This window comes from Nonomuraea aurantiaca (genome assembly GCF_020215705.1).
Taxonomy (GTDB): Bacteria; Actinomycetota; Actinomycetes; order Streptosporangiales; family Streptosporangiaceae; genus Nonomuraea; species Nonomuraea aurantiaca.
On the sequence record NZ_JAIWNB010000016.1, the window covers coordinates 228,336 to 251,271 of the forward strand.

Sequence of the window (22,936 nt, forward strand, 5' to 3'; positions counted from 1 at the left end):
GGTCAGCCCTTGAAGGCGCCGTCCATGATCCCGGCCACCATGCGCCGGCCCACGAAGACGAACAGCACCAGCAGCGGGAGGGTGGCCAGGAACGAGCCCGACATGGCGAGGCCCAGGTCGATGGAGTAACTGTTCTGCAGCGCCTTGATGGCGATCTGCGCGGTGTACATCTCCGGTGACTTCAGCACGATGAACGGCCACAGGAAGTCGTTCCAGGCGGTGACGAAGCCGAGCAGGCCGAGCACGAACGCGGCCGGCCGCACCAGCGGGAACGCGATGCGCCAGAAGATCTGCCAGGTGGTGGCGCCGTCGATGCGCGCGGCCTGGAGGATCTCGTCACTGATCGTGGTGGACAGATGCTGGCGCATCCAGAAGATCCCGAACGCGCTGGCCAGGCCGGGCACGATGAGCGCCTGGAGCGTGTCCACCCAGTTCAGCGAGGAGATGATCATGTACTGCGGGATGACGGCGAGCTGTGTCGGCACCGTCATGGTGAGCACGACGATCAGGAACAGCACGTTGCGGCCGGGGAAGCGCAGCTTGGCGAAGGCGAACCCGGCCAGCGAGCACAGCACGGCATGCCCGACCGCGATCGTACCGGCCACGATGAGGCTGTTGACGACCGAGCGGACGAACGGCACCGTCGTGAACACCAGCCCGGCCAGATGGAAGAAGTTGCCGCCGGGGACGATCTCGGGCGGCAGCCGCGTGGCGGTCGCCGTGTCGGTCGTGGCCACCACGAACATCCAGTACAGCGGGAACAGGCAGGCGAACACGGCCAGTCCCAGCAGGACGTAGGTCCACCAGCGGACGCGCTCACCCGAGCGCCGGATCGTCTTGGTCATCATCGCTCCGGACGGATGCGGGTGGACAGAACGTAGTTGACCGTCGCGAGCCCGACCACCAGCACGAACAGCGCCACGCCGATGGCCGCGCCGTAGCCGAACTGGAACTGGCCGAAGCCCTGCTCGTACAGGAACAGCGTCAGCGTCTGGCATTGCCGGACCGGCCCGCAGGTCAGCGGCGAGAGGCGGGAGACGAGCAGCGGCTCGGTGAAGATCTGCAGGCCGCCGATCGTCGAGGTCACGATCGTGAACACGATGACCGGCCGCAGCGACGGGATCGAGATGTGGCGGAACTGCTTCCACCCGCCCGCGCCGTCCACGGCCGCCGCCTCGTAGATCGCGCGCGGGATCGCCTGCAGGGAGGCCAGGTAGAGCAGCGTGGTGTAGCCGAACCAGCGCCAGGTCACCATGACCGCGATCAGCACGTGGCTGCCCCACACCGACTGCTTGAAGTCGATCGGCTCCACACCGGCGAACCCGAGCAGCCAGTTGAGCAGGCCGTAGTCGCGGTCGAACATCTGGGAGAAGACGATCGTGGTGGCCGCCACCGAGGTGATGTACGGCACCAGCATCGACATCCGGAAGAACACCGCCATCCGGAGCCGGGCGTGGTTGAGCAGGTGCGCCAGGCCCAGCGCCAGCAGCAACTGCGGCACAGTGGACAGCAGCCAGATGCTGATCGTGTTCCAGGCCGCGTCCCAGAACCGCGTGTCGGCGAACAGACGGGTGAAGTTGTCCAAGCCGACGAAGACGTGCTCGCCGATGGGGTTCCAGTCGAACAGCGCCACGTAGAAGGTGAAGAGCAGCGGCACCAGCCCGAACACCGCGAAGATCAGGAAGAACGGCGCGATGTAGGCGTACGGCGCGATGCGTTCGGTGATGCTCTGCCGCACCGAGGTCGTCCCGGCGGGCGCCGCTTGCGCCCGCCGGGTGCTGAGGGTCGTCGTCACGCTCGTCCTACTTGCCGATGGCGGTCTTGATGTTGGCCAGCGCCGAGTCCCACGCCTTGGCCGGATCGCCCTTGCCCTGCTCGACGTTGGTGATCGCGTTCAGGAGCTCCTGGCCGATGGCGGAGCTGTCCGGCCCGATGTAGAACGGCTTGAGCCCGAGCAGCGAGTTGGTGTAGATCGTCCCGGTCGGGGCGTCGGAGAAGAACGGGTCCTTCAGGGCGGTGAGCTTGGGGTCCTTGTAGACCGACGGAGTAGTGGGCAGCGCGCCGGTGACGACGAAGTGCGCCAGCTGGCCCTGCGGGGACTGGGTCTTGGAGATGTAGTCCCAGGCGGCCTTGGGGTTCTTGGCGCCCTTGGGGATGGCCAGATAGCTGCCGCCCCAGTTGCCCGCGCCTCCCGGGATAGTGGCGATGTCCCACTTGCCCTTCGTACCGGGTGCGTTGTTCCGGATCTGTTCCAGCAACCAGGACGGCGCGGAGATCACCGCGAACTGGTCCTTGCCAATACCGGCGCTCCATCCATCGGAGAAGGAGCTCTGCTTGGCGGTGATGCCCGCCTGCACCGCCTTGAGAGCCAGGTCGAAAGCCGTCTTGACCTGCGGGCTGGTGCTGTAGACGACGTTGCCCGACGGATCGTAGTACTTCTGCGGCCCCTGGTTGACCGCCTGGTGGAACACGCTGGTCCCGGCGTTGTCGACGAACGCCTTCTTGGTCGCCGCGGTGTACTTCTTGCCGGTCTCGATGAAGGCGTCCCAGGTGGGCCAGAGCTTGCCCACCTCCTCACGGTCGGTCGGCAGCCCTGCGGCCTTGAACAGGTCCGTCCGTAGGCGACGGCCATACCGCCCACGTCCGTCGGGATGCCGATGATCTCGCCACCCTTGGCGGTGCTCTGGCTCATCACCCAGTCCAGATAGTCGCCCTTGATCTTGTCGGCGCCCAGTTGCCGCAGGTCATAGAAGTTCTGCGGCTGCTGCACGAACTTGGGCAGATCGTCGCCCTGGATCAGCACCAGGTCGGGCACCTTGCCGCCGGCCAGCGCCGTGGTCAGCGCCTGCGCCGTCTCCACCGAGCCGCCCACTTCGGTCAGCTTCACCTGGATGCCCGGGTTCTGTTTCTGGTAGACCTCGACGTCGGCTTTCTGGTTGATCCCGGAGAACGACCAGAACTCGAACGACTTGCCGTCGCCCGTTGGTTGCGACGGAGAACCGCCGCCACCACAGGCGGCCGCGGTCAGGGCGAGGGCCATGGCGAGCACGGCCGATGTTGCGATACGGAGCTTCACGGCGATCTCTTCCCCTGGGGGTCGGTGCTGAAGAGCTGGTACGGACTGACGGCGGCGCGCCCATGGAGTGGAGTTCGTCGCGGCGCCTGAAATTTTCGTAACTTGGGCCGATCGTTAATCGGGGACTTTAGGCACTTCCCGCTAACCCGGTCAATAATCTGGTCGTAAGATTGCCGAAACAATCAGGCAACAGGCCGAAAGCGCGGCGCTAGACTGCGGCCCATGACCGCGACCCAGGAGCCGCCCGCACCCGGCACCGCAGGTGGTACAGGACCCCGCACCACGCCCAACCAGCCGCTGACCATCGCGCAGCTCGCCGAGCTGGCCGGAGTTTCCACGGCCACGGTCTCCAAAGTGGTGAACGGCCGTTCCGAGGTCGCGCCGGAGACCCGGGCCCTGGTCGAGGGGCTCATCCGCGAGCACGGCTACCGGCGGCAGAGGCGGCGCGACAGCCCCGCCGCCCTGGTGGAGCTGGTCTTCCACGCGCTGGAGGGCGACTACCCGATAGAGATCATCAAGGGCGTCGAGCGGGTGGCGCAGGAGCACGACCTGGCGCTGGTGCTCTCCCAGCTGCGGCACCACCACGTTCCCGGCCGGAGCTGGATCGAGGGCGTGATGAGACGCCGGCCCAGCGGTGTCATCGCGGTGTTCAGCAGCCTGACCGACGCCCAGTGCCACCAGCTCGCCAGCCGTGACATCCCGCTCGTCCTGCTGGACCCGAGCGGCGAGCCCGGCCACCAGGTGCCCTCGGTGGGCGCCGGCAACTGGAACGGCGGGCTCTCCGCGACGCGCCACCTGCTGCAGCTCGGCCACCGGCGGATCGGCATCATCACCGGCCCCGACTACGCGCTGTCCAGCCGGGCCCGCCTCGACGGCTACCGCGCCGCGCTGGACATGGCCGGCGTGCCCATCGACCCGGACCTGATCCGCGCGGGCGACTTCCTGATCGAAGGCGGCCTGGCCCAGGCCCATCGGCTGCTGCGGCTGCCCGATCCGCCCACCGCGATCTTCGCCTGCAACGACGGGCAGGCCACGGGCGTCTACGGGGCGGCCTACGAGCGGGGGCTCCGCATCCCCGACGACCTGAGCGTGATCGGCTTCGACGACCTGCCGCCGATGCGGTGGGCCATCCCGCCGCTGACCACGATCCGCCAGCCGCTCACCGAGATGGCCGCCGCGGCCACCAGGATGCTGGTGGCGCTCACGCACGGCGAGACCGTGCCGCAGAACCGGATCGAGCTCGCCACCGAACTCGTGGTGCGAGGGAGCACGGGGCCTTGCCGCCCTTAAGAAGTTCCGAAAGTTTCTGGATTGTTTCCGTATGTATCGGACCGCTGGAGGGCGGTTCGGGCCCGGGCCGCCATGGCCTCGTCCACCATTTCCCCTTCGAAGGTGATCGCCCCGGCGCCGTGTCGCTGCGCCTCCTCCACGGCGGCGATCATCCGCGCGTAGCGGGCGAGCTCCTCCGGCGTGGGCGAGAAGACCTCGTTGATCACCGGGACGTGGGAGGGGTGGATCGCCATCATGCCCTCGTAACCCAGGGAGCGGTTCTGCTCGGCGAACGCCCGCAGCCCTTCGAGGTCGGCGATGTTCGTCCAGAGGCCCGCGATCGGGCAGGGCGCGCCCGCCGCCCGGACGTCCAGCAGGACGCGCGACCGCAGCGCCAGGGTCTCAGCACCCTCAGCGCTCCAGCGGTAGCCGACCGCCCGCTCGACGTCGCCCCCCTTGCCGGTGACCGCGCCCAGGTAGGCGATGCGGGGCACGGCCCGGCCGATGTCGTACGCCGCACGCAGCGCGGCGGCGCTCTCCAGCAGCGGCACGAGGGCGATGTGGCCCTGGGGCAGGCCGTGTTCGCGCTCGCACCAGCTCAGCAGCCGGTCGGCCAGGCGTACGTCCCCTTCGTCGGCGACCTTGGGCAGGACCACCCCGGCCAGGCGGGCGTGCGCGATGGCCCGCAGGTCCTCGGCGGCCGCCCAGCCGTCGAGGGGGTTGATCCGGACGAGAAGCGCCAGGTCGCCCGTCGCGCCGGCGACGGCCTCGGCCACGCGCGCGCGGGCGATGGCCTTGCCGGCCTGCGGGACGGCGTCCTCCAGGTCGAGGATGGCCGCGTCGGCTCCCGCGGCCGCCGCCTTGGCCAGCCATTCGGTACGGGTGCCGGGCACGAAGAGCAGGGAGCGCAGCGGCGGCCGGTCAGATGACACCGCGCTTCTCCAGATCCGCGAGCTGGTCGGCGCCGAGCCCGAGCCACTGGCGGTAGACGAGGGCGTTGTCCTGCCCGAGCGCGGGTCCGGTTCGCCAGACGTGTCCGGGTTTCTGGTGGAAGTGCGGCAGGGCGGCCTGCATGCGGACCGGCCCCAGGTCGGGGTCGTCGACGGTGATGATGTCGCCGCGTTCGGCGTACACGGGGTCGCCGGCGATGTCCTCGGCGGTGAAGACGCGGGAGGCGACCACCTCGGCGTCCGCGAACGCCTCCAGGCACTCGGCGGTCCCGCGCGCCGCCACCCATTCGCGCAGTCCCTGGTCCAGCCGTTCCCGGCCGGCGAGTTGCCGCTGCGTCGTGGCGTACTCCTCCTCGGGCAGGCCCAGGAGACGGACGACGTTCAGGACCGAGCGGAGGGTCGCGGAGGTCACGGTGATCCAGTCGCCGTCGCCGGACAGGTAGGTGTTGATGACCGCGGCCGGCGCGACGGCCAGCTGGTTGCCGGACCTGCCGGGTACGACGCCGAGCTGGTCATGCGTGATGACCTGCCATTCGACCAGCCGGAACAGCGGCTCGAACAGGGCCAGGTCGATCCACTCGCCGTCGAAGGCGGGGTCGTTGGCCCGCCGGTGCAGGGCGGCGAGCACGGCGTAGGCGCCCATCAGCCCGGTCACGGCGTCGCCGTGGGAGAACCCGGTGTGCACGGGCGGCCCGTCGGGGAAGCCGGTCAGGTGCACCACGCCGCTCCTGGCCTCGCCGACCTTGCCGAAGCCCGGCGCGTCGGCCTGCGAGGAGGTCGCGCCGAATCCGGAGATCTGCAGCAGGACGGCCTTGGGGTTGATCCGATGCACGGCCTCCCAGTCCAGCTCCCAGGCTCGCAGCCGGCTCGCGCGCAGCGTGACGATCACGACGTCGGCCCAGGCCACGAGCCGGTGGGCCACCTGCCGGCCGTCGGGATCGTGCAGGTCCAGGGTGACGGAGCGCTTGTTCCGGCCCGCGACCTTGAACCACAGCGGTACGCCGTCGCGCGTCGGGCCCATGGCGCGGGCGGCGTCACCGAGGCCGGGGGGTTCGACGTGGATCACGTCGGCGCCCTGGTCGGCGAGCATGGACCCGGCCAGCGGCCCGGCGACCACATGGGCGAACTCCACCACTTTCAGACCACGCAACTGCCCTTGGCCGTGCTGCTGTTCGGTCGCCTGTTCGCTCGCCTGTTCGGTCGCCACGCATGAGCTCCTTCGCACTGTCCGGTGCTGTCATCCTGCCCAAGGCGAGAAATGCGGGTCCAGCACAAGAAGTCGATAAATTCATGCTATTTACGCATTAACCCATCCAGGAGACACCCGGTGGCAGCTCCGTACGGAACTCTTCGAGCACATCCAGGAACGCGGCCGCCGCGAGCGGTAGCGTTCGGCGCGCTCGGACCACGACGTCCAGCCGCCGCTCCACCACGGGCCCGGTCAACCGGCGGTGCACGACGTGCCCCGGACCCAGGAGGGGCAGCACCAGAGCGGGCATCGCCGACACTCCGAGCCCGGCGGCGACCAGGCCGCCCACGGTCGCCACGTTGCTCGCCTCCGCCGCGGGCGTCACGGCGGCGCCCGCCTGGGCGAACGCCGCGTCGGTGAGCCTGCGTACACTGGACTGCGGCCCGACGGCCAGGAACGGCTCGGCGGCCAGGTCCTCCCAGGTGACCTCGTCACGCTCGGCGAGCGGGTGCCCCTCGGGCAGTACGGCGTGGAACTGGTCGCGGATCAGCGGACGATGGTCGAGCCGGTCCGGCGACGCGCCCACCGTGGTGATCGCGAAGTCGGCGTCACCCGACAGCACCCTGCCGAGGACGGCCCGTTCGAGCCCGTCCATGATGCGGACCGCCACCCGCGGCCGCTGGCGCCGGAAGGCGGAGATCATGCGCGGCAGCAGCACCGCCGCGACCGAGGGCAGCGTGGCCACGGCCACCACGCCCGACTCGCCGAGCAGGTAGCGCCGCAGCTCCTTCATCCCCGACTCGTGAGCGCCGACGATCTGCTCGGCCACCCGCAGGGTCTCCAGGCCCGCCGCGGTGAGCTGGACGTTGCGGGTGTCGCGCTCCAGCAGGCGGGCATCGAGCACCCGTTCCAGGTCGGCGACCGCACGGCTCAGGGTCGACTGCGAGACGTGCAGGTGCGCCGCCGCGGCGGTGAAGCTCGCCGCCCTGGCCACGGCGACATAGGCGGCGAGTTGCCGGAGAGTAGCGTCCATGAGGCCAACCTATGCACATACCGCATGGATAAATCCACTTTTGATGGTGGACGTGAAAGGTCAGCGCTCGGAAACTTCTCCGTAACCCTCCGAAAGGACCTCGATGATCGCGACCCTCGGCTTTCTCACCATCGGCCTGTTCCTGGTGCTCACCATGACCAGGCGCGTCTCGGTCCTCACCGCGTTGGTGCTGGTCCCGGTGTTGCCAGCGCTTGCCGGCGGCTTCGGCGCCGAGATGGGTCCGATGATCCTCGCCGGGCTGGGCAAGGTGGCGCCCACCGGCATCATGATCGCTTTCGCGGTCCTGTACTTCAGCCTGATGATCGACACGGGGCTGTTCGACCCGCTGATCCGCGGCATCCTGCGCCTGGCCAAGGACGACCCACTGCGGATCGCCGTCGGCACGGCCGTCATCACGATGTGCGTGGCCCTGGACGGCGACGGCGCCTCGACCTTCCTCATCACCGTCTCCGCCCTGCTGCCCGTCTACAAACGGCTGCGGATGAGCCCCCTGGTGCTCACCGGCGTCGTCTGCCTGGGCGCCGGCGTGATGAACATGATCCCCTGGGGCGGCCCCACCGCGCGGGCGATGGCGGTGCTGAAGCTGGACAGCTCGCAGGTGTTCACCCCGGTCCTGCCCGCGATGGTCATCGGCATCGTCTGGGTGCTGGTGGCGTCGTACCTGATCGGCCTGCGCGAACGCCGTCGCCTCGGCACGGTGTCCCTGCCCGAGCCCACGCCGGAGCCCGCGGCCGAGTTCGTCGCCGGAGACGGGCCCGGGACGCCCCTTGCCCCGCCGCGCAGGCACCCGGCCCTGACCGTCTTCAACCTGGCGCTGACCGTCGCGCTGCTCGTCGGGCTCATCCTGCAGGTCATGCCGCTTCCGGTGCTGTTCGTGGTCGGGTTCGCCATCGCCGCGCTGGTCAACCACCCCTCCTGGGAGAAGCAGCAGGAACTGCTCGACAGGCACGCCAAGAGCGTCGTCCTGGTCACCACGATGATCTTCGCCGCGGGGGTCTTCACCGGAATCCTCACCGGGACCAAGATGATCAACGAGATGGCCACCGCGTTCGTCGGCATCATCCCCGACTCCTTCGGCGGCCACCTGCCGGTGCTGGTCGCGATCACGGGCATGCCGCTCAGCCTGGTCTTCACCCCTGACGCCTACTACTTCGGCGTACTGCCCGTGCTCGCCCAGACGGCCGGTGGCTTCGGCATCGAGTCCGCCGAGGTCGCCAGGGCCGCCATCCTCGGCCAGATGACCACCGGCTTCCCGCTCAGCCCGCTCACCGCCGCGACGTTCATCCTGGTCGGGATGAGCGGCGTACAACTCGGCCAGCACCAGCGCTTCATCTTCGGCTGGGCGTTCGCCACCACCCTGGTCATGACCGTGGCCGCGCTCCTGACCGGCGCCATCTCCCTCTGACCGCGCGAGGAGCACCCCCCTCATGAAGTACGGCAGAATCGCCGCCGCGCTGTCCGCCCTGTCCGCCCTCGTGGCAGCGCCCACCCCCGCGCACGCTGACACTGTGCTGCCCTCGGATCGCTTCTTCTCCTACGACCGGCCCGCCTCGTACGGCGTGCACACCGAGCGGGTCTCGGTGCCCCTGCGCGACGGCAGCCACCTGGCCTGCGACCTGCACCGGCCCGCCGGCCCCGACGGCAGGCCCGCCGACGGCCGCTTCCCCGGCATCGTCTACGACTACAACGCCTACGACCAGCTGCAGCCACAGGGCCAGGCGGCGGCCTTCTTCGTCACCCGCGGCTACACCGCCGCCGTGTGCAACGTCCGCGGCACGGGCGCCTCACCTGGGCGCCTCGACCCGTTCAGCGCGCAGGAGCAACGCGACAACTACGACCTCATCGAGTGGCTGGCGGCCCAGCCCTGGTCCACCGGCAAGATCGGGCAGACCGGTGTCAGCTACGGCGGCCACACCTCCCTCCTGGTCGCGGTGAACAAGCCGCCCCACCTGGCCGCGATCATCCCCGTCGACGGAATCAGCGACTGGTACGAGAACACCATCTATCGCGGCGGCATCTACTCGGCCAGGATCCGGGACTGGCAGCGCGCCGTCGCGCCCGACACCCTGGTGACCTACGCCGAGCACCCGCTCTACGACGACTACTGGCGAGAGCGCAGCGTCAAGGCCCGCTGGAAGAACCTGGACGTCCCGGTCCTGGAGATCGCCGGATGGTACGACAGATACCGGGCCGCCATGGTGGCGAACTTCCAGGCCCGCCCGAAGAACGTCTGGCTGGTCGCCGGCCCCTGGCAGCACGGCTGGCCGTCGGGCCAGCCCGCCGACATCGGCAACGGCGCCTACCTCGCCTGGTGGGACCACTGGCTCGCCGGCCGCACCGACGCGCCGCTGCCCGCCGCCAAGGTGACCTCCTACCAGGTTCCGAGCACCGGCTGGCAGCAGTTCGCGACCTGGCCCCCTGCCAGGACCCGGCAGACCCGGCTCGGCCTGGGCGCCGACGGCACGCTGACGACAGGATGGAGCAAGCCGGCCACCCTCGCCTTCACCGTCAACACCGAGACGACCCCCGCGACCCCGGACGAGCGGCTCACCTTCCAGACGCGGCCCTACCAGCAGGACACCGTCCTGGGCGGCGACGTCATCGCGAAGGTACGCGCCGCATTCAGCGCCACCGACGGCAACATCGCGGTCGTGGTCGAGGACGTCGCCCCCGACGGTACGGCCGGCCGCATCACCCAGGGCTGGCTGAAGGCGAGCCACCGGTTCGGTCACGAACGCGCCGTCCCCGTCCGGCCGGGCAAGACCTACGACCTGGAGATCCGCACCTGGCCGACCCACTACCGGCTGAGCGCCGGTCACAGCCTCCGGGTGACCGTGTCCAGCGACGACCATCCCGAGATCGACTCCGACGCCCCGGCGGGCCGGGTCCAGCTGCGCGTGGGATCCGGCGGCACCGAAATCCGGCTCGGCACGCTCACGGGGAAGGACGTCCGATGACCCGGCTCAGGACGCCCGCTGGGAAGAACGCCCGCCTGCCCCACCTCGGGAGGCTCGTGGCCGCGATCGCCGCCGTACTGTCGATGGCGATCCCCCTGAACGCGCGGCCATCCGCCGCGTCTGTGACGGCGGCCGAGAGCGGGACGTGCGAGGGCCTGACCGCCATGACGCTGCCCGACGCGACCGTCACCCTCGCCGAATCGGTACCGGCGGGCAGATACACCTCCCCCGACGGCCGGGTCCTGCCGTCCGTGCCCGCCTTCTGCCGCGTCCACGGCGTCGCCAAGCCGGTGCCGAACTCCAGCATCGGCTTCGAGGTGTGGATCCCTCAGCAGGGGTGGAACCAGCGCCTGCTGATGTTCGGCAACGGCGGATACAGCTCGGCCATCGACTTCCCGTCCATGGGCGGCCTCGCGCTGTCGGCCGGGTACGCCACCGTCGGCACCGACACCGGGCACACCGGTGACGACCCTGACGTGTTCCGCCAGGGCGCCGCCAATCCGGAGATCATCGTCGACTGGGGCCACCGCGCGGTCCACGAGACGATCGTCAACGCCAAGCCGATCGTCGAGGCGTACACCGGCGCCAAGCCGCGCTACTCCTATTTCATCGGCTGCTCCACCGGCGGCCACCAGGCGCTGATGGAGGCCCAGCGCTACCCGGACGACTTCGACGGCATCGTGGCCGGCGCCCCGGGGAACAACCGCGTCGCGCTCAACGCCGGCTTCCTCTGGCAGTTCCTCCGCAATCACACCCCTGGAAGCACCTCTGACCCGATCGTCCCGGCGGCCAAGCTGCCGCTGCTGACGAGCGCGGCCGTCAAGCGGTGCCGGGGCGGAGACGGCGGCCTGGCGACCGACGACTTCCTCACCGATCCGCGACGCTGCTCCTTCGATCCCGCCTCGCTCCGCTGTCCCGCCGGCGACGCCCCCACCTGTCTGACCAAGCGCCAGGTACAGGCGTTGCGGGAGATGTACGCGGGCGCCCGCGACCCGCGTACCGGCGAGCAGATCTACCCCGGCTGGCCGGTGGGCAGCGAAGCACCCGTGGTGGACGCGGCGGGCACCGTGCGGGTGGGCTGGAGCGCGTACTGGGGCACCACCGAGCCGGCGCGGGCGAACTTCTGGCGCTACTGGGTCTTCAACGATCCGAACTGGAACTGGTGGACCTTCGACTTCCACCGCGACCTGCGCCTGGCCCAGAAGAAGCTCGGCCCGATCATCAACGCCACCGACCCGGACCTGAGGCCGTTCCGGCGCAGTGGCGGCAAGCTCATCATGTACACGGGCTGGGCCGACCCGGTCGTCTCCGCCCACGACACCATCGACTACTTCCGCCAGGTGGTTCGCGCCACCTCCGGCGAGCGTCAGCCGGGCAGCGCGGCGGTCGCGCGGACGCGGGAGTTCGCCCGGCTGTTCATGGTCCCCGGCATGGCCCACTGCGGCGGCGGCCCCGGCCCGAACGTCTTCGACAAGCTGACCCCGATCGTGAACTGGGTCGAGCGCGGAGCGGCGCCCGCCGAGATCGTCGCGACGAAGTACGTACACGACAACCCGGCGGACGGCGTCGCGATGACCCGTCCCCTCAGACCCTTCACGTGTCAGCCGTAGCGGACGGAGGTCAGCCGATACGGATCGGGAGGGTCCGCGGCCCGCGGACCTGGCCCGCCGCCCAGGTCACGGCGGCCGGGTCGGCCAGGCTGAAGTCCGGGAACCGCTCCAGCCACACCTCGAGCGCGACCCGCAGCTCCATGCGCGCCAGGTGCGACCCCACACAGCGGTGAATGCCCAGGCCGAACGCGACGTGCCGGTTGACCTCACGGTCGATGACGACCTCGCCCGCCCGGTCGAACTGCGCCGGATCGCGGTTGGCCGCCGGGAACGACAGCAGAACCCAGTCGTCGGCCTTCATGTCGCCGCCACGCCAGTGCATGTCCTGCTTGACCAGCCGGGCCATCGTGACCGGCGCGTACGCCCGCAGGAACTCCTCCATCGCGGTCGGCAGCAGCGCCGGCTCGGCGACCAGGCGCTCACGGTCGGCGGGGGTCTTCGCCAGGTGCCACAGCGACGCGCCGATCGCGCTCCAGGTCGTGTCGATACCGGCGATGAGCAGCAGCGCCATCGTGCCCGCCACGTGGGACGGGTCGAGCTTGTTGCCGTCGAGCTCGGCGTCGATCAGGTAGCTGGTGAGGTCGTCGCGCGGGTGCTCGACGTGTTCGCGGATCTGCACGAGCAGGTAGTCGAACAGCTGCTGCGAACGGGCGAACCGTTCCTCCGGCGGCAGGTTGATGCCTTCGAGGGCGTTCTCGACGAACTCCCGGAACTGCGGCCCGTCCTCGGGCGGAAAGCCGAGCATCTCGGCGATGACCCGCATCGGGATGTGCTGGGCGTAGTCGGCGGCGGCGTCGACGACGTCCTGCCCCGCCATCGCGTCGATGAGCGCGTGGCAGTACGCCCTGGTCCCCGCCTCCCGCTTGGCCACCGCGGACTTGGTGAACGCCGGCAGCAGCAGCTTGCGCGCGTGGTGGTGGAAGGGCGGGTCGGAGGAGATCGGCGGCGCGGTGCCCACCGGGGCCAGCTCGACGGGCGGCCTGAAGTTGCTCATGATGATCGCCCGGGACGAGAAATGCTCGGTGTCGTAGGCGATGGCCGCGACGTCCTCGTAGCGGGTCGGCAGCCACCCGCCGCCGAACCGCTCGGTGTGCGCGATCGGGCAGCGCTGCCGCAGCTCGTCCTGGATGGGGTACGGGTCGGCCGCCCACTCCGGCTCGGCGTGGGAGAAATCGGTCGCCCAGTCCGAGACGGGGCCGGTGATGACCTCGTTACGGGAACCCAGGGGCGGCTCTTCCAGAGCTTCCCGGTAATCCTGGTTGAAGCGGTCGTCCACGGTCATGTCTATGCTCCTAGAGGATCTCGATCGCTCGTTCGGGACAGTTGGACACCGCCAGGCGCGCCGCGCGCTCGTCGTCCGGGGGCACGATCCCCTCGCCGATCACCTGCCCGTAGCCCTCGTCGTCCTCGCCGAACAGGTCGGGGGCGAGGTCGTAGCAGCGACCATGCCCCTGACAGCGCTCGGAGTCGATCCGCACTTTCACTGTGGTGCTCCCCTCTGAGCCGTGGTCTCGATGGCCTGTGCCGTGGTGCCGACGGCTTGTGCGGTGGTGCCGATGGTCTGTGCTGTGGTGTCAATGGTCTGTGCTGTGGTGTCAATGGTCTGTGCTGTGGTGTCAATGGTCTGTGCTGTGGTGTCAATGGGGGCCAGGGCGGCGACGACGCGGGTGAGCAACGCGGTCCACTCCTCGTCGTCCACCGCGTGCAGGTCAGGGGTGATGAGCGCGCTGCCCATCGCGAGCGCGAGGCAGAAGTGAGCGAGCGCGTTCCCCGACAGCGCGGGGTCGAGCTCGCCGGCACTCTCGGCGACGTCGGCGAGCCCCGCCAGCCAGTCGGCGCGTTCGCCGATGTAGTCGCGCATCGGCTGCGCGACCTCCTCATCACGACGGGCCGCGACCAGGGCCTCGACGATGAGATGGCCGCCGGCATCACGCTTGTACGGCAGCCGGCGACCGACCACGACGAGCAGCTCCGCGATCGACCGGTTCGGATCGGCGGCCAGAAGATCGGCCAGCAACCGCGGCCCGTGTGCGCGCAGCGCGGCCACGAGCAGCTGGGCCTTGGAGCCGAAGTGCGCGTACAGCGCGCCGTTGCTCACCCCGGCGGCCGCGGCGATGTCCGCCACGCGCGTACCTTCGTACCCACGCTCGGCGAAGACCTCGGCGGCCGCTCGCAGCAAGCGTTCACGCGTCTCGGCCGCGGTGACGCCTGCGATACGCCCCATGATCAAATTAAAAGACTGTTCATTTGATTCGTCAAGAGCCGCTTCACACAGTTTTGTCGCTGTCTGAACGGCCTTGAAGACGGCAGTCCGTCACGGCAACTGGAAGCGGACATGGCAGTGGGCCATCGGGGTTGGCAGTAGGGGCGCGTACGGCAGGAGATTCGGCTCGGGGATGGTGGCGGTCTATCACCGGCGGCCGGCGTTGGTGGTGGCACCCGGCGTGCGGCGAGCCGGTGCGTTTTCTCCTGGCGAGCTTTGGTTCTCCTGGCGAGTTTGGGCTGACAGGGAACTCGCCCGCGTCCCCGCGACAGTAGTCCGTGTGGATGTGAAGATGCGTGCCCGCCTACGGGACGGCGATCAACAGGCCTTGGGCGAGCTTTTCGACCAGTACGCCACGAGCGTCTACAACCACGCCTATTGGGTGGTCGGCGACTGGTCGACAGCCGAGGACGTGGTGTCGCTGACGTTCATGGAGGTGTGGCGATTACGGGAACGGCTCGACCCGGACGGCGGCTCGCTGCGCCCATGGCTGCTGGGAGTGGCCACCAACGTGGGCCGCAACCTGCACCGAGCCACACGGCTGCACCGAAACGCCCTCGCCAAGATGCCCCGCGCCGATCCCGTCCCGGATTTCGCCGACGAGGTGGTCGGGCGGATCGCCGACGCGCAGCGACTGGAGGATGTGCGCAGGGCGATCGGGCGGTTGCGCAGGCACGAGCGGGACGTGCTGCTGCTGTGCGCCGGGGCCGGGCTCGACTACGCCGAGGCGGCCGAGGCGCTCGGCATCCCGATCGGCACCGTGCGGTCCCGGCTATCCCGGGCCCGCAAAAAGCTGGAACTCGCCATGACCCCGGCGACAGGTAAGAGCGACCGCGGCACCGCGGTCCGGTCCGCCAAGGAGCACTCATGAACATTTTCCCCGAAAAACGGGACTTTCCTGAGGGCCGTCGGCAACTACTCAAGGAGTTCGTAATGACCGCGATCCAGGACGAGCCCACCCCGGATATGCAGCGTCGCAGACTGCTGCGCCCTGCGCTACTGGCACCCGCCCTGGGCCTGGCCGCCGCAGCCGCGGTGGCCCTCCCGCTGGTCTTTGGCGGCACCCCCGCATACGCCGTGACCAAGAACGCCGACGGCACCGTGACCATCACCATCAACGAGGCCAAGGACCCCAAGGCACTCCAAGCCGACCTGCAGAAGATGGGCTACGACATCATCGTCGACTACCTGCCGGCGGGCAAGAAGTGCGCCACCCGGCCGCGCAGCCCGCACTGGCTGTCGAAGGAACAGGCTCCCCTTGCCGTCTTCCCGCCCCCCGACGATGTGAGCGGCTTTCAGATCGACCCGGCCCAGATCAAGCCGGGGCAGACCGGCGTGCTGGAGTTCGGTGTGAACGACAACCCCAAGCCGGGTGACGTCGTGGCGGCGATCTGGGCGCGGGTCTCCGACGGCCCCGTAGCGCCGTGCGAACTCGTCGACGGCAACGCGCCGCTCGGCGATCCCGGGACCGCCCCGGTCCCGGAGAAGCCATAGCGCACGTTCCCTTCCGTGGCTTTTCGCGTGGCGCGCCCGGCATCGAGGTGAGAGATTGACGCCACCGCCGCAGCATGATCACGACCTGGTGGTCGGGCGGCGGTGGCGGCACTGACGTCCAGGCGTGGCTTGTGAGCAGAGATCGGGCCGGCTGACCCGTGCGGATCACTACCGCACCTGAGCAAACCTGAGAAGTGGGCAAGGCTCACCACCTGCACACGCCCGGGACCTCGAAGATCAGAACTTGCCCGAGGCACCACGTGCTCCAGGTCGGTGAACACGTTCACGACAGTTGATCTTCGGGTTGATACTGCCAACTCCGATGGCGCAACCACCGGTATTTCGAGTGGCTGCACATTGGCAGTGCCCAGGTGGGGAGCAGCTCTCACTGCCAACTTCGCTGCGTCCAGACAGTCGCTGTCTGAGCGGCCTTGAAGACGACAGTCCGTCACGGCAACTGGAAGCGGACATGGAAGGGGTGCAGCGCGACTATCTGATCTATGACGATCCGCTCTTGAGCAATTACCGGCGGGCGATCTCACCAGTCCCGGGCAAGGGCAGGAAGTGGCCGATCCGCTACAACCCGGGCGACCCCAGCAGGATGTTCATCTTCCTTGAAGGCGCCTGGCACGTGCTGTTCTGGACACACCTGCCGGATCCGGCGATCCCGTTCACCTCGCGGATGGTCGAAGAGGCCGCAAGCTACTCCTCGATGGCGGGCTGCGGGAGATCGCCGAGGCGCTGGTGGATCTGCAGCGCCGGATGGACGCGCCAGAGTCGGCGACCGCGCGCACCCGCCGCGAGTTGCTGCGGCCTCGCGAGGACGCGCGCGCCATCAAAGGTGATCAAGCTCGCGCCCGGTTCGGTGAGCAGGAGGAGCCTCCGGAGCCGACCCTGGTCCCGCCCGCTGGCGAGGCTTCCTCGGTGCCGCCGGCGAAGCCGCCCGTGGGCAGGATGGTGTTTTCGTACCTGTCGCTGCTGGCGAGGAAGAGGGCGAAGCCCCAGGCGCTGGTGGGTTCGGCTCCCACTTTCGTCGAGGTCTTGGAGCCCGCTTGCTCGCGACGATAGGCGGTCGCGGGCGGAGCGGTATCAGTTTTCAGGCCGCGCCTGCTCCGGGGGGACGGTCGCGGACAGGGCGTGCAGATCGTCGAAGGCTTGGAGGAGATGTGCGTCCAAGCTCTGTGAGGGGTCGTCGATCCAGGCTTGGGCGGCGTGGTGGAAGGTGGCCCAGCCGGTTTGTGCGGCCAGGCTGGCCAGCCGGTCGGGGACATCGCGCTGACGTAGCGCTTCCGCTAGAGCTTCGGTGAGGGCTGCGGCCTTGGCCAAGTCACGTTCTCGCAGGGCTGGCGTCTTGGCGATGACCGCTAGGCGTGGCTCGGAGAACGGGCGGTTGTCTTCAAGGATCCGTCCGGCTTTCCGGAAGGCGTACAGCAGAATGCCGAATGGTTGCAGGCCGTCGGGGGCATCGGCGACCTCCTGCATCAGCGCGGCGCGCAGCTCGGCTTCACCGCCGAAGAGCACCTCGCGCTTGTCCGGGAAGTGCCGGAAGAACGTGCGCTCGTTGACGCCGGCCCGGGCGGCGATCTCAGCTGTGGTGGTCTGATCGAACCCGCGCTCCCGGTACAGCTCCAGAGCCGCCTGCTGAAGGCGGCGGCGCGCTTCTATTCCACTTCGTGGCACCCCTCGAAGATACCGCATACGTCAGTGACTGACACTGCTTGACGCCAGTGACTGGCACTAAGTAACGTCAGCCACTGGCTCTACTTAGTGCCAGTAACTGGCGTCAAATGGGAGGTTTTCATCGCTGATGGCAGCGACCCGACCTTTCAGTCCGAACGCCGTCGAGGCGGTCAAGGTTTCCGTGCCGCCTCGACGGGCCTGACAGGACGTGCATGCGACACGTCGCTGCGCTGCTGCCCTCGAAGGCAGGCCATTCCCGCCTCACCTGCACCGGACCCGTTCAGCGGCCCCCCGCTGCACACACCCACACAGAGAGCGTTTCATGCACATCTTTGTCACTGGTGGTTCTGGCCAGACCGGCCCCGCCGTCGTCGCCGAGCTCGTCGCAGCCGGCCACACCGTCACTGGACTGGCGCGCTCGGATGCCGCCGCCGCCCGGCTGGAGTCGGTGGGCGCCACACCACACCGCGGCTCCCTGGACGACCATGACAGCCTGCGCCGTGGCGCCGAAGCCGCCGACGGCGTCCTGCACATGGCTTACGGCGGGGACTTCTCCGACCTCGACGACATGATGAGGCGCGACCGGACCGCGATCGAGGCCCTCGGCCAGCCGTTGGAACACTCGGGCAAGCCGCTCGTCATCACCTCGGGCACTCTGCTCATGCCCGCCGGCCGGGAGACCACCGAGAAGGACGAGCCCGACGCGGCCGGGATCGCCGCCTTCCGCATCGCGGGCGAGCGAGCCTGTCTGGGCTTCGCCGCCCGGGGAGTGCGCGCGAGCGTGGTCCGCCTCGCTCCCACCGTCCACGGCCCGGAAGATCACGGCTTCATCTCCATGCTCATCTCCACCGCGCGAAAGACGGGCGTCTCGGCCTACGTCGGCGACGGCACCAACCGGTGGCCCGCGGTGCACCGGCTCGACGCCGCGGTCCTGTTCCGCCTGGCACTGGAGAAGGCTCCTGCGGGCAGTGTGCTGCACGGAGCGGCCGAAACCGGCGTCACCATGAAGAGCATCGCGCAGACCATCGCCCGGGGCCTGGACCTGCCAGCGATCTCGCTGACCCCCGACGAGGCCGCCGGGCACTACGTCAGCCCGTTCATGGCCAGGGTCTACAGCTTCGACGGGCCCGTCTCCAGTGCTCACACACAGGAGCTGCTCGGCTGGTCTCCCGCCCATCCGACACTTCTCGATGACCTGGAGCACGGCGACTACTTGGCCACGCCGGCCTCCTGACCCCCTCACACCCATCCGAACTCCGGTCGTCTGTGTCCTCGGGGGCGTCCGGGTCGTGCAGAGGCCGCAGTCCCTGGCCGGAACCGACGCTCTGTCCGTCAGCCAGTTCGCCGTCGACATAGGCGAACGGCCGCGGTGACGGACGTCCAGACCCGCGAGTTGGGCCAGGAGGCGCGGACACGGGCGGTCAGCTTCTGGGCGCGGGAGGGACTTGGCCGACTCCGGGCGCAGGTGGTGCTGCACGCAGCGCGGGGCCACTGCAATGCCCGGATCGCCCGGGAGACGGGCCTGCACCTGGACACGGTACGTCGGTGGCGAAACCGGCTCTCCCATGGCGGCCTGCCGGCCTTGGCCGACGCCAGACGCTCCGGGCGCCAGCCCGGTTCACCCCGATGCAGGTCGCCGAGACCAAGGCCCTGGCCTGCCAGTTACCGGCCGAGACCGGCATCCCGCTGTCGCGCTGGTCGTGCCCTGAACTGGCCGCCGAACAGACGGCGATCCTCGACCTGATCCTTAGCGCCGAGCGAACGCCCGTCCCCGGGGGACACCTCGTGCTTCCGTTCGGAATCGTCGATCACGGGCTGCCACGCGTCCCGGACTAACTTCTTCAGACGCCTGCGGGGATTTCGTCAACAGCGGCCAGAAGGGGGCCGGGGTATGTGCTTGCACTGGCGCTCGGACATCCGACACTAACCGGACACACATGGGGGCTGGGATATCGGTACGGTTCCCCAGGCGCGTTGAACGCGCCAGACCCATCTCCAACTTCGGACTCGCGTTCCAGCACCGATCTGAGGCGTCCGGCTCCCCAGAAGACCTCTCCTGGCGCCGGAGGGCCGGCTCATCCCCGACATCAACCCGGCGTTTCCCATCAGCAGGCAAGGCCCGGATCCCGACCGGCTCAATCAGCATCTCCGTGAGCAGGGCATCGACCTGGCCGCCGCTGACAGCATCGACAACTCCATCCCGGCCCTGGCACTCGCCTGCCTCTCCGCCGGTGGGGGCTCATCGACGCATCCATGGACAATGACGCCGGCGTCGAGACGGTGAACGGCAATCACGGACGGGCCGACCTCGCGCGCAGCATCCGAAGGGCCGGTTGGGATCAGATCGCCCACTGGACACCGGGCGTTCCGGGCTCCGGTTCGTGGCCGCCGCCGGACGAAATCGTGAAACCCAAGCTCACGATCGCTCAATGGCTTCTCACGATCGACGTCCTCGAACGCTGGGCCGCCGCCGATCGCACCGGGCGGCAGGAAGCCGCCGCCCAAGAGCGCGAGCTCCGAGATTCGACCGGGTACTGCCAACTTCGATGACGTCGCCTGGGCGGTGTACGGCAGGAGGTTCGGCCCGGGAGGCCGTGGACCCCAGGGTCGCCGCCGAAACATCGGGCCCGGCGACCCCTGGCGGGGCGCCGGGCCGGAAGCCGGTGGTCAGTTCGGGACAGGGCTGCCCTGGCAGCCGCTGTCGATCTTGCCGGTCTCGAAGTACCGCACCACGTCGGCGGCGCACTCGAGCACCCGGGTGGTCGACACGTGCACGTCGTCGGCGACCGTATAGACGGTGCCGCCGATGGCGCGCCGCGTCTGCAACGTCCAGTCGTAGACGGACATGAACTCGTGCAGGTGCCCCGCCAGCACCAGTGACCCGCTGCTCCGCTTCATCGTGGCCTGCTGCACCGGCAGCGGCCAGTCGGGACACATGACGGGCAGTCCCCAGGACCGGCCGGTTGCCGGATGGCGCTTCACGAGCCGCTGGTAGGTACGCCAGGCGGTGTCGAAATCGGCCCGGCTGCTGTCCTCGTTGCACGCGACGGCCAGGTTCATGGTCATATTCAGTGTTTCGGGCGCGCCGGGAACGGGCGTCCCCATCATCGGTGCGCCGAGCACCTCCTTGACGGTGGGCGGGGCGGTGGCGCCCGTCGCCGTCCGCAGTTCGGCCAGCGCCTTGCCCGCGCGCACCCACTCGGTTGAGTTGCGCCTGGCCAGGTCGGCGACGGCCGAGCCGTCGATGGGCCGCGGCAGGTCGGTGTAGGTCTTCGGGCTCTTGTCGTACGTTCGGACCAGCTCCGCCACCTCCTCGCGCACCTTCCGTGCGGTGGCACCGAGACCGTAGGTCCCGTCGCGGCCGGCCAGCCATGCGGCCATGCGCCCGAAGTCACGCTCGGCCGCCTCCGCGCCGTCCTTGGCGTGCTGGTCAATGCGCGTCCACGGCGGCGCCACGCTGTCCAGGAAGGCCCTTTCGGTGCGCCCGGGGAACAGGCTGCGGTACACCATGCCCAGATAGGTGCCCCAGGAGAAGCCGAGCAGGTTGAGCTTGCTCTCACCCAGCGCGGTCCGTACCAGGTCCACGTCCTTGGCCACGTTCTCGGTAGTGAGCTGTCCGAGGAAGGCGGGGTCGGAGTTTGCGCACTTCTGGTTGGCGGCGACCTGGGCGTCGTAGATCTTCCTGGCCGCCTCCTTGGTCAGCGTGCCGGGCTCCTGCGGGCCTCCTGGCGAGAGGCGGCAGGCGACCTTGGTGCTGTAGCCGACCCCGCGCGGGTCGAAGCCGATGATGTCGTATCGCTCGTTGAGCCCCGCCATCTCCTCGTTCCTGAGCGCGGCCCGCAGGACCGGGTCCAGGTATCCGCTGTTACCCGGCCCGCCCGGCAGGACGGCGATGGCGCCGAGCCGGTGGGCCTTGTCGGTGGCGGCCAGCCGGGTCACCGCGATGTCGATCTTCCGCCCGTCGGGGTCACGGTGGTTCAGCGGGACGCTGACCGTCCCGCACTCCAGGCGTTTCATCAAGGAGCGGAAGGCCGCAACCTTGTCCTCCGACACGCCCAGGCCGCGGATCACCTCATCGGCGTAGGCCGGGCAGGATTTCCACTGCACGGAAGACACGCCGGAGCTCGAGCTGGGATTCGCGGTGGCGCTCGTGCCGGCGGTAGCGGTGGCACCCGCTGCGGAAGGATGCGCCACCAACCCCGCCAACGCCAAGGCCAGTGCCGTCAGTGAAGTTCGGTACGTCATGCGGGCCAGTAATAGCGCAGCCGTTGTTTCCTGACCGTTTCTGTGAGGATGGTCGCCGATCAATGCTCATGAGCAGGTCGATGAGCAGCCGCACGACGTAGGCCGGGATGCCGCCGGTGACGGCCCAGTGGAGCCGCTGGGAGATGGACGATCCGCCCCGGGAGGACGGCGGCGTGCGATTGCACCACTTCCGTCTCACCCTTGCCTCGAGTTGCCGACCGGCCGCTGACGTCGCGATGCTCCGGCTTGCACAGCCGGGGCATCAGGCCCCCTTCGAGGGCCGCCATGTTCTCCCTACGGGTGATCTTCGGCTGGCTACTGCCAACTTCGATGACGCAAAAGGCAGTGACAGTGCAGCGGCACAACTACGCGATCCGGCCGCCGGCGACCACATGGACAACCCCATCCCGGCCGCCCTGGCGATCGCCAGCCGCATCACCGACGTCACGATCACTCCGCAGCACCTTCGCCGCACCCGTCCTGGGGCAGCTATACCCGGGGCCTACTTCTGGTGCCGAGCTCGGCGGCCCTGTTGACCAGCGAAGCAGCCGCGGTCGGGCTCGTGGCTGACCATCCGGTTTGGTGGTCATTTCCACACCTGGAGTGATACCCCCTGCTGCCAGGCGACCGCTACCGGTTTCCTCGAAGTCAGGGGCTGGAGCAGCCGACCCCGGCGGGCGCGGTGGCGCTGTCGCCTCCGGCGACGTATCCGAACGTCGTGGTGCCGCCGGCCGTGAGGACGCCGTTGTAGGAGGCGTTACGCACGTCGCCGCTGGTGCCAGTGGCGACGCCGTCCCACAGGTTGCCGACAGCCTGCCCGGCAGCCAGGGTCATGCGCACCGTCCACCCGTTCAGCGGCGTCGACCCGTTGTTGCGTACGGTCACCTCCGCCTGGAAGCCGCCGCTCCAGGTGCTGACCGTCCGGTAGGTCGCGGTGCAGGCGCCGGCCTGCCCCGGAGGCGTCGGAGATGGCGTGGGGGTCGGGTGGGGGTTCCCTCCAAGCTGCCGGGAACCGGTCTCCGTTCCCTTCTCAGCGACCAATGCGTGCCGATGCGCTCAACGAGATCAGGATGAAGTTCACGACACGGCCCGAATTATGTGAGCGTTAACAATGGCCGTGGTCTCCGAAGGTCGGCTCCCATTCGCGTG

22 protein-coding genes and 2 pseudogenes are annotated in these 22,936 nt (G+C 69.2%); 11 read left to right on the plus strand and 13 right to left on the minus strand.

What is annotated here, in order from left to right; genetic code table 11:
* Positions 1-2: 2 nt before the first annotated feature.
* The 3 genes and pseudogenes from LDL49_RS33140 to LDL49_RS33150 form a co-directional block, all read right to left on the minus strand.
* Positions 3-845, minus strand: coding sequence for a carbohydrate ABC transporter permease (locus LDL49_RS33140; protein ID WP_225296925.1), 843 nt, complete (start codon positions 843-845; stop codon positions 3-5).
* Entirely contained in the window at positions 845-1,795 is a 951-nt protein-coding gene (locus LDL49_RS58595) for a carbohydrate ABC transporter permease (protein ID WP_225296927.1), read from the minus strand. Before LDL49_RS58595 ends, LDL49_RS33140 begins: the two co-directional genes overlap by 1 nt.
* 7 nt (positions 1,796-1,802) lie before the next feature.
* Positions 1,803-3,040 (minus strand): annotated as a pseudogene (locus tag LDL49_RS33150) (ABC transporter substrate-binding protein).
* A 258-nt stretch (positions 3,041-3,298) separates the two neighbouring features.
* On the opposite strand from LDL49_RS33150, the gene LDL49_RS33155 reads away from it, so the two are divergent.
* Positions 3,299-4,366 (plus strand): LacI family DNA-binding transcriptional regulator, encoded by a 1,068-nt coding sequence (locus LDL49_RS33155; protein ID WP_225296929.1) that lies wholly within the window; start codon positions 3,299-3,301, stop codon positions 4,364-4,366.
* Here LDL49_RS33155 and LDL49_RS33160 read toward each other — a convergent pair.
* The 3 genes from LDL49_RS33160 to LDL49_RS33170 all read right to left on the minus strand — a co-directional run bounded on the left by LDL49_RS33160 (position 4,363) and on the right by LDL49_RS33170 (position 7,517).
* A complete protein-coding gene (locus LDL49_RS33160) occupies positions 4,363-5,277 on the minus strand; it encodes an HpcH/HpaI aldolase/citrate lyase family protein (RefSeq protein ID WP_225296931.1) in 915 nt (304 codons plus the stop codon). The genes LDL49_RS33155 and LDL49_RS33160 overlap by 4 nt on opposite strands.
* Positions 5,267-6,502, minus strand: coding sequence for a CaiB/BaiF CoA transferase family protein (locus LDL49_RS33165; RefSeq protein WP_225296933.1), 1,236 nt, complete (start codon positions 6,500-6,502; stop codon positions 5,267-5,269). The genes LDL49_RS33160 and LDL49_RS33165 overlap by 11 nt, the downstream gene beginning before the upstream one ends.
* Before the next feature lie 97 nt (positions 6,503-6,599).
* Positions 6,600-7,517 carry a LysR family transcriptional regulator gene (locus tag LDL49_RS33170; RefSeq protein WP_225296935.1) on the minus strand — a complete coding sequence of 306 codons (918 nt, stop codon included), beginning with the start codon at positions 7,515-7,517 and terminating at the stop codon, positions 6,600-6,602.
* Positions 7,518-7,620: 103 nt separating this feature from the next.
* Between LDL49_RS33170 and LDL49_RS33175 the strand changes: the two genes are divergently transcribed.
* From LDL49_RS33175 to LDL49_RS33185, 3 genes are read left to right on the plus strand one after another with little or no spacing between them, the layout of a single operon-like run.
* Positions 7,621-8,943, plus strand: coding sequence for a CitMHS family transporter (locus LDL49_RS33175; RefSeq protein ID WP_225296936.1), 1,323 nt, complete (start codon positions 7,621-7,623; stop codon positions 8,941-8,943).
* 22 nt (positions 8,944-8,965) lie between these two features.
* Positions 8,966-10,495, plus strand: a complete 1,530-nt coding sequence (locus LDL49_RS33180; RefSeq protein ID WP_225296938.1) for a CocE/NonD family hydrolase — start codon at positions 8,966-8,968, stop codon at positions 10,493-10,495.
* Positions 10,492-12,105: a tannase/feruloyl esterase family alpha/beta hydrolase gene (locus tag LDL49_RS33185; RefSeq protein WP_225296940.1), complete on the plus strand. Its 1,614-nt coding sequence runs from the start codon at positions 10,492-10,494 to the stop codon at positions 12,103-12,105. Before LDL49_RS33180 ends, LDL49_RS33185 begins: the two co-directional genes overlap by 4 nt.
* 10 nt (positions 12,106-12,115) lie before the next feature.
* On the opposite strand, the gene LDL49_RS33190 is transcribed toward LDL49_RS33185, so the two are convergent.
* Genes LDL49_RS33190 through LDL49_RS33200 form a run of 3 tightly spaced genes read right to left on the minus strand, consistent with a single transcriptional unit; the run spans position 12,116 to position 14,329 of the window.
* The gene (locus tag LDL49_RS33190; RefSeq protein WP_225296942.1) at positions 12,116-13,387 is read right to left on the minus strand and encodes a cytochrome P450; all 1,272 of its coding nucleotides are present in this window, start codon (positions 13,385-13,387) and stop codon (positions 12,116-12,118) included.
* Between the two features lie 10 nt (positions 13,388-13,397).
* Positions 13,398-13,589: a ferredoxin gene (locus tag LDL49_RS33195; RefSeq protein WP_225296944.1), complete on the minus strand. Its 192-nt coding sequence runs from the start codon at positions 13,587-13,589 to the stop codon at positions 13,398-13,400.
* Complete coding sequence (locus LDL49_RS33200) at positions 13,586-14,329, minus strand: TetR family transcriptional regulator (protein WP_225296946.1); 744 nt, start codon at positions 14,327-14,329, stop codon at positions 13,586-13,588. The genes LDL49_RS33195 and LDL49_RS33200 overlap by 4 nt, the downstream gene beginning before the upstream one ends.
* A gap of 367 nt (positions 14,330-14,696) precedes the next feature.
* Here LDL49_RS33200 and LDL49_RS33205 point away from each other — a divergent pair, with 367 nt between their 5' ends.
* The gene (locus tag LDL49_RS33205; RefSeq protein WP_263655781.1) at positions 14,697-15,239 is read left to right on the plus strand and encodes an RNA polymerase sigma factor; all 543 of its coding nucleotides are present in this window, start codon (positions 14,697-14,699) and stop codon (positions 15,237-15,239) included.
* Between the two features lie 62 nt (positions 15,240-15,301).
* On the plus strand, positions 15,302-15,862 hold the full coding sequence (locus tag LDL49_RS33210; protein WP_225296948.1) for a hypothetical protein: 561 nt from the start codon (positions 15,302-15,304) through the stop codon (positions 15,860-15,862).
* A gap of 702 nt (positions 15,863-16,564) precedes the next feature.
* Here LDL49_RS33210 and LDL49_RS33215 read toward each other — a convergent pair.
* A complete protein-coding gene (locus LDL49_RS33215) occupies positions 16,565-16,711 on the minus strand; it encodes a hypothetical protein (protein WP_225296950.1) in 147 nt (48 codons plus the stop codon).
* Positions 16,712-16,951: 240 nt separating this feature from the next.
* On the minus strand, positions 16,952-17,560 hold the full coding sequence (locus LDL49_RS33220) for a TetR family transcriptional regulator (protein ID WP_225296952.1): 609 nt from the start codon (positions 17,558-17,560) through the stop codon (positions 16,952-16,954).
* A gap of 304 nt (positions 17,561-17,864) precedes the next feature.
* Between LDL49_RS33220 and LDL49_RS33225 the strand changes: the two genes are divergently transcribed.
* From LDL49_RS33225 to LDL49_RS33240, 5 genes and pseudogenes are all read left to right on the plus strand, one after another.
* A complete protein-coding gene (locus LDL49_RS33225; protein WP_225296954.1) occupies positions 17,865-18,776 on the plus strand; it encodes an SDR family oxidoreductase in 912 nt (303 codons plus the stop codon).
* A gap of 135 nt (positions 18,777-18,911) precedes the next feature.
* Positions 18,912-19,145: pseudogene (locus LDL49_RS59345) on the plus strand (helix-turn-helix domain-containing protein); the annotation flags it as partial.
* Positions 19,146-19,168: 23 nt separating this feature from the next.
* Positions 19,169-19,378 (plus strand): hypothetical protein, encoded by a 210-nt coding sequence (locus tag LDL49_RS33235; RefSeq protein WP_225297016.1) that lies wholly within the window; start codon positions 19,169-19,171, stop codon positions 19,376-19,378.
* 241 nt (positions 19,379-19,619) lie between these two features.
* Positions 19,620-19,826 carry a hypothetical protein gene (locus LDL49_RS59350; RefSeq protein WP_372470488.1) on the plus strand — a complete coding sequence of 69 codons (207 nt, stop codon included), beginning with the start codon at positions 19,620-19,622 and terminating at the stop codon, positions 19,824-19,826.
* The gene (locus tag LDL49_RS33240; RefSeq protein WP_225296956.1) at positions 19,796-20,092 is read left to right on the plus strand and encodes a hypothetical protein; all 297 of its coding nucleotides are present in this window, start codon (positions 19,796-19,798) and stop codon (positions 20,090-20,092) included. Before LDL49_RS59350 ends, LDL49_RS33240 begins: the two co-directional genes overlap by 31 nt.
* A 117-nt stretch (positions 20,093-20,209) precedes the next feature.
* On the opposite strand, the gene LDL49_RS33245 is transcribed toward LDL49_RS33240, so the two are convergent.
* The gene (locus LDL49_RS33245; protein WP_225296958.1) at positions 20,210-21,649 is read right to left on the minus strand and encodes an alpha/beta fold hydrolase; all 1,440 of its coding nucleotides are present in this window, start codon (positions 21,647-21,649) and stop codon (positions 20,210-20,212) included.
* Between the two features lie 786 nt (positions 21,650-22,435).
* On the minus strand, positions 22,436-22,672 hold the full coding sequence (locus tag LDL49_RS58600; protein WP_308016227.1) for a cellulose binding domain-containing protein: 237 nt from the start codon (positions 22,670-22,672) through the stop codon (positions 22,436-22,438).
* Positions 22,673-22,936: the final 264 nt, after the last annotated feature.

Bases quoted from the DNA above. Each gene is read 5' to 3' on its own strand.
- LDL49_RS33140 (WP_225296925.1), bottom strand. From the start codon at position 845: ATGACCAAGACGATCCGGCGCTCGGGTGAGCGCGTCCGCTGGTGGACC.
- LDL49_RS33155 (WP_225296929.1), top strand. From the start codon at position 3,299: ATGACCGCGACCCAGGAGCCGCCCGCACCCGGCACCGCAGGTGGTACA.
- LDL49_RS33170 (WP_225296935.1), bottom strand. From the start codon at position 7,517: ATGGACGCTACTCTCCGGCAACTCGCCGCCTATGTCGCCGTGGCCAGG.
- LDL49_RS33175 (WP_225296936.1), top strand. From the start codon at position 7,621: ATGATCGCGACCCTCGGCTTTCTCACCATCGGCCTGTTCCTGGTGCTC.
- LDL49_RS33180 (WP_225296938.1), top strand. From the start codon at position 8,966: ATGAAGTACGGCAGAATCGCCGCCGCGCTGTCCGCCCTGTCCGCCCTC.
- LDL49_RS33185 (WP_225296940.1), top strand. From the start codon at position 10,492: ATGACCCGGCTCAGGACGCCCGCTGGGAAGAACGCCCGCCTGCCCCAC.
- LDL49_RS33190 (WP_225296942.1), bottom strand. From the start codon at position 13,387: ATGACCGTGGACGACCGCTTCAACCAGGATTACCGGGAAGCTCTGGAA.
- LDL49_RS33200 (WP_225296946.1), bottom strand. From the start codon at position 14,329: ATGGGGCGTATCGCAGGCGTCACCGCGGCCGAGACGCGTGAACGCTTG.
- LDL49_RS33210 (WP_225296948.1), top strand. From the start codon at position 15,302: ATGACCGCGATCCAGGACGAGCCCACCCCGGATATGCAGCGTCGCAGA.
- LDL49_RS33220 (WP_225296952.1), bottom strand. From the start codon at position 17,560: ATGCGGTATCTTCGAGGGGTGCCACGAAGTGGAATAGAAGCGCGCCGC.
- LDL49_RS33225 (WP_225296954.1), top strand. From the start codon at position 17,865: ATGCACATCTTTGTCACTGGTGGTTCTGGCCAGACCGGCCCCGCCGTC.
- LDL49_RS33235 (WP_225297016.1), top strand. From the start codon at position 19,169: ATGCAGGTCGCCGAGACCAAGGCCCTGGCCTGCCAGTTACCGGCCGAG.
- LDL49_RS33240 (WP_225296956.1), top strand. From the start codon at position 19,796: ATGGACAATGACGCCGGCGTCGAGACGGTGAACGGCAATCACGGACGG.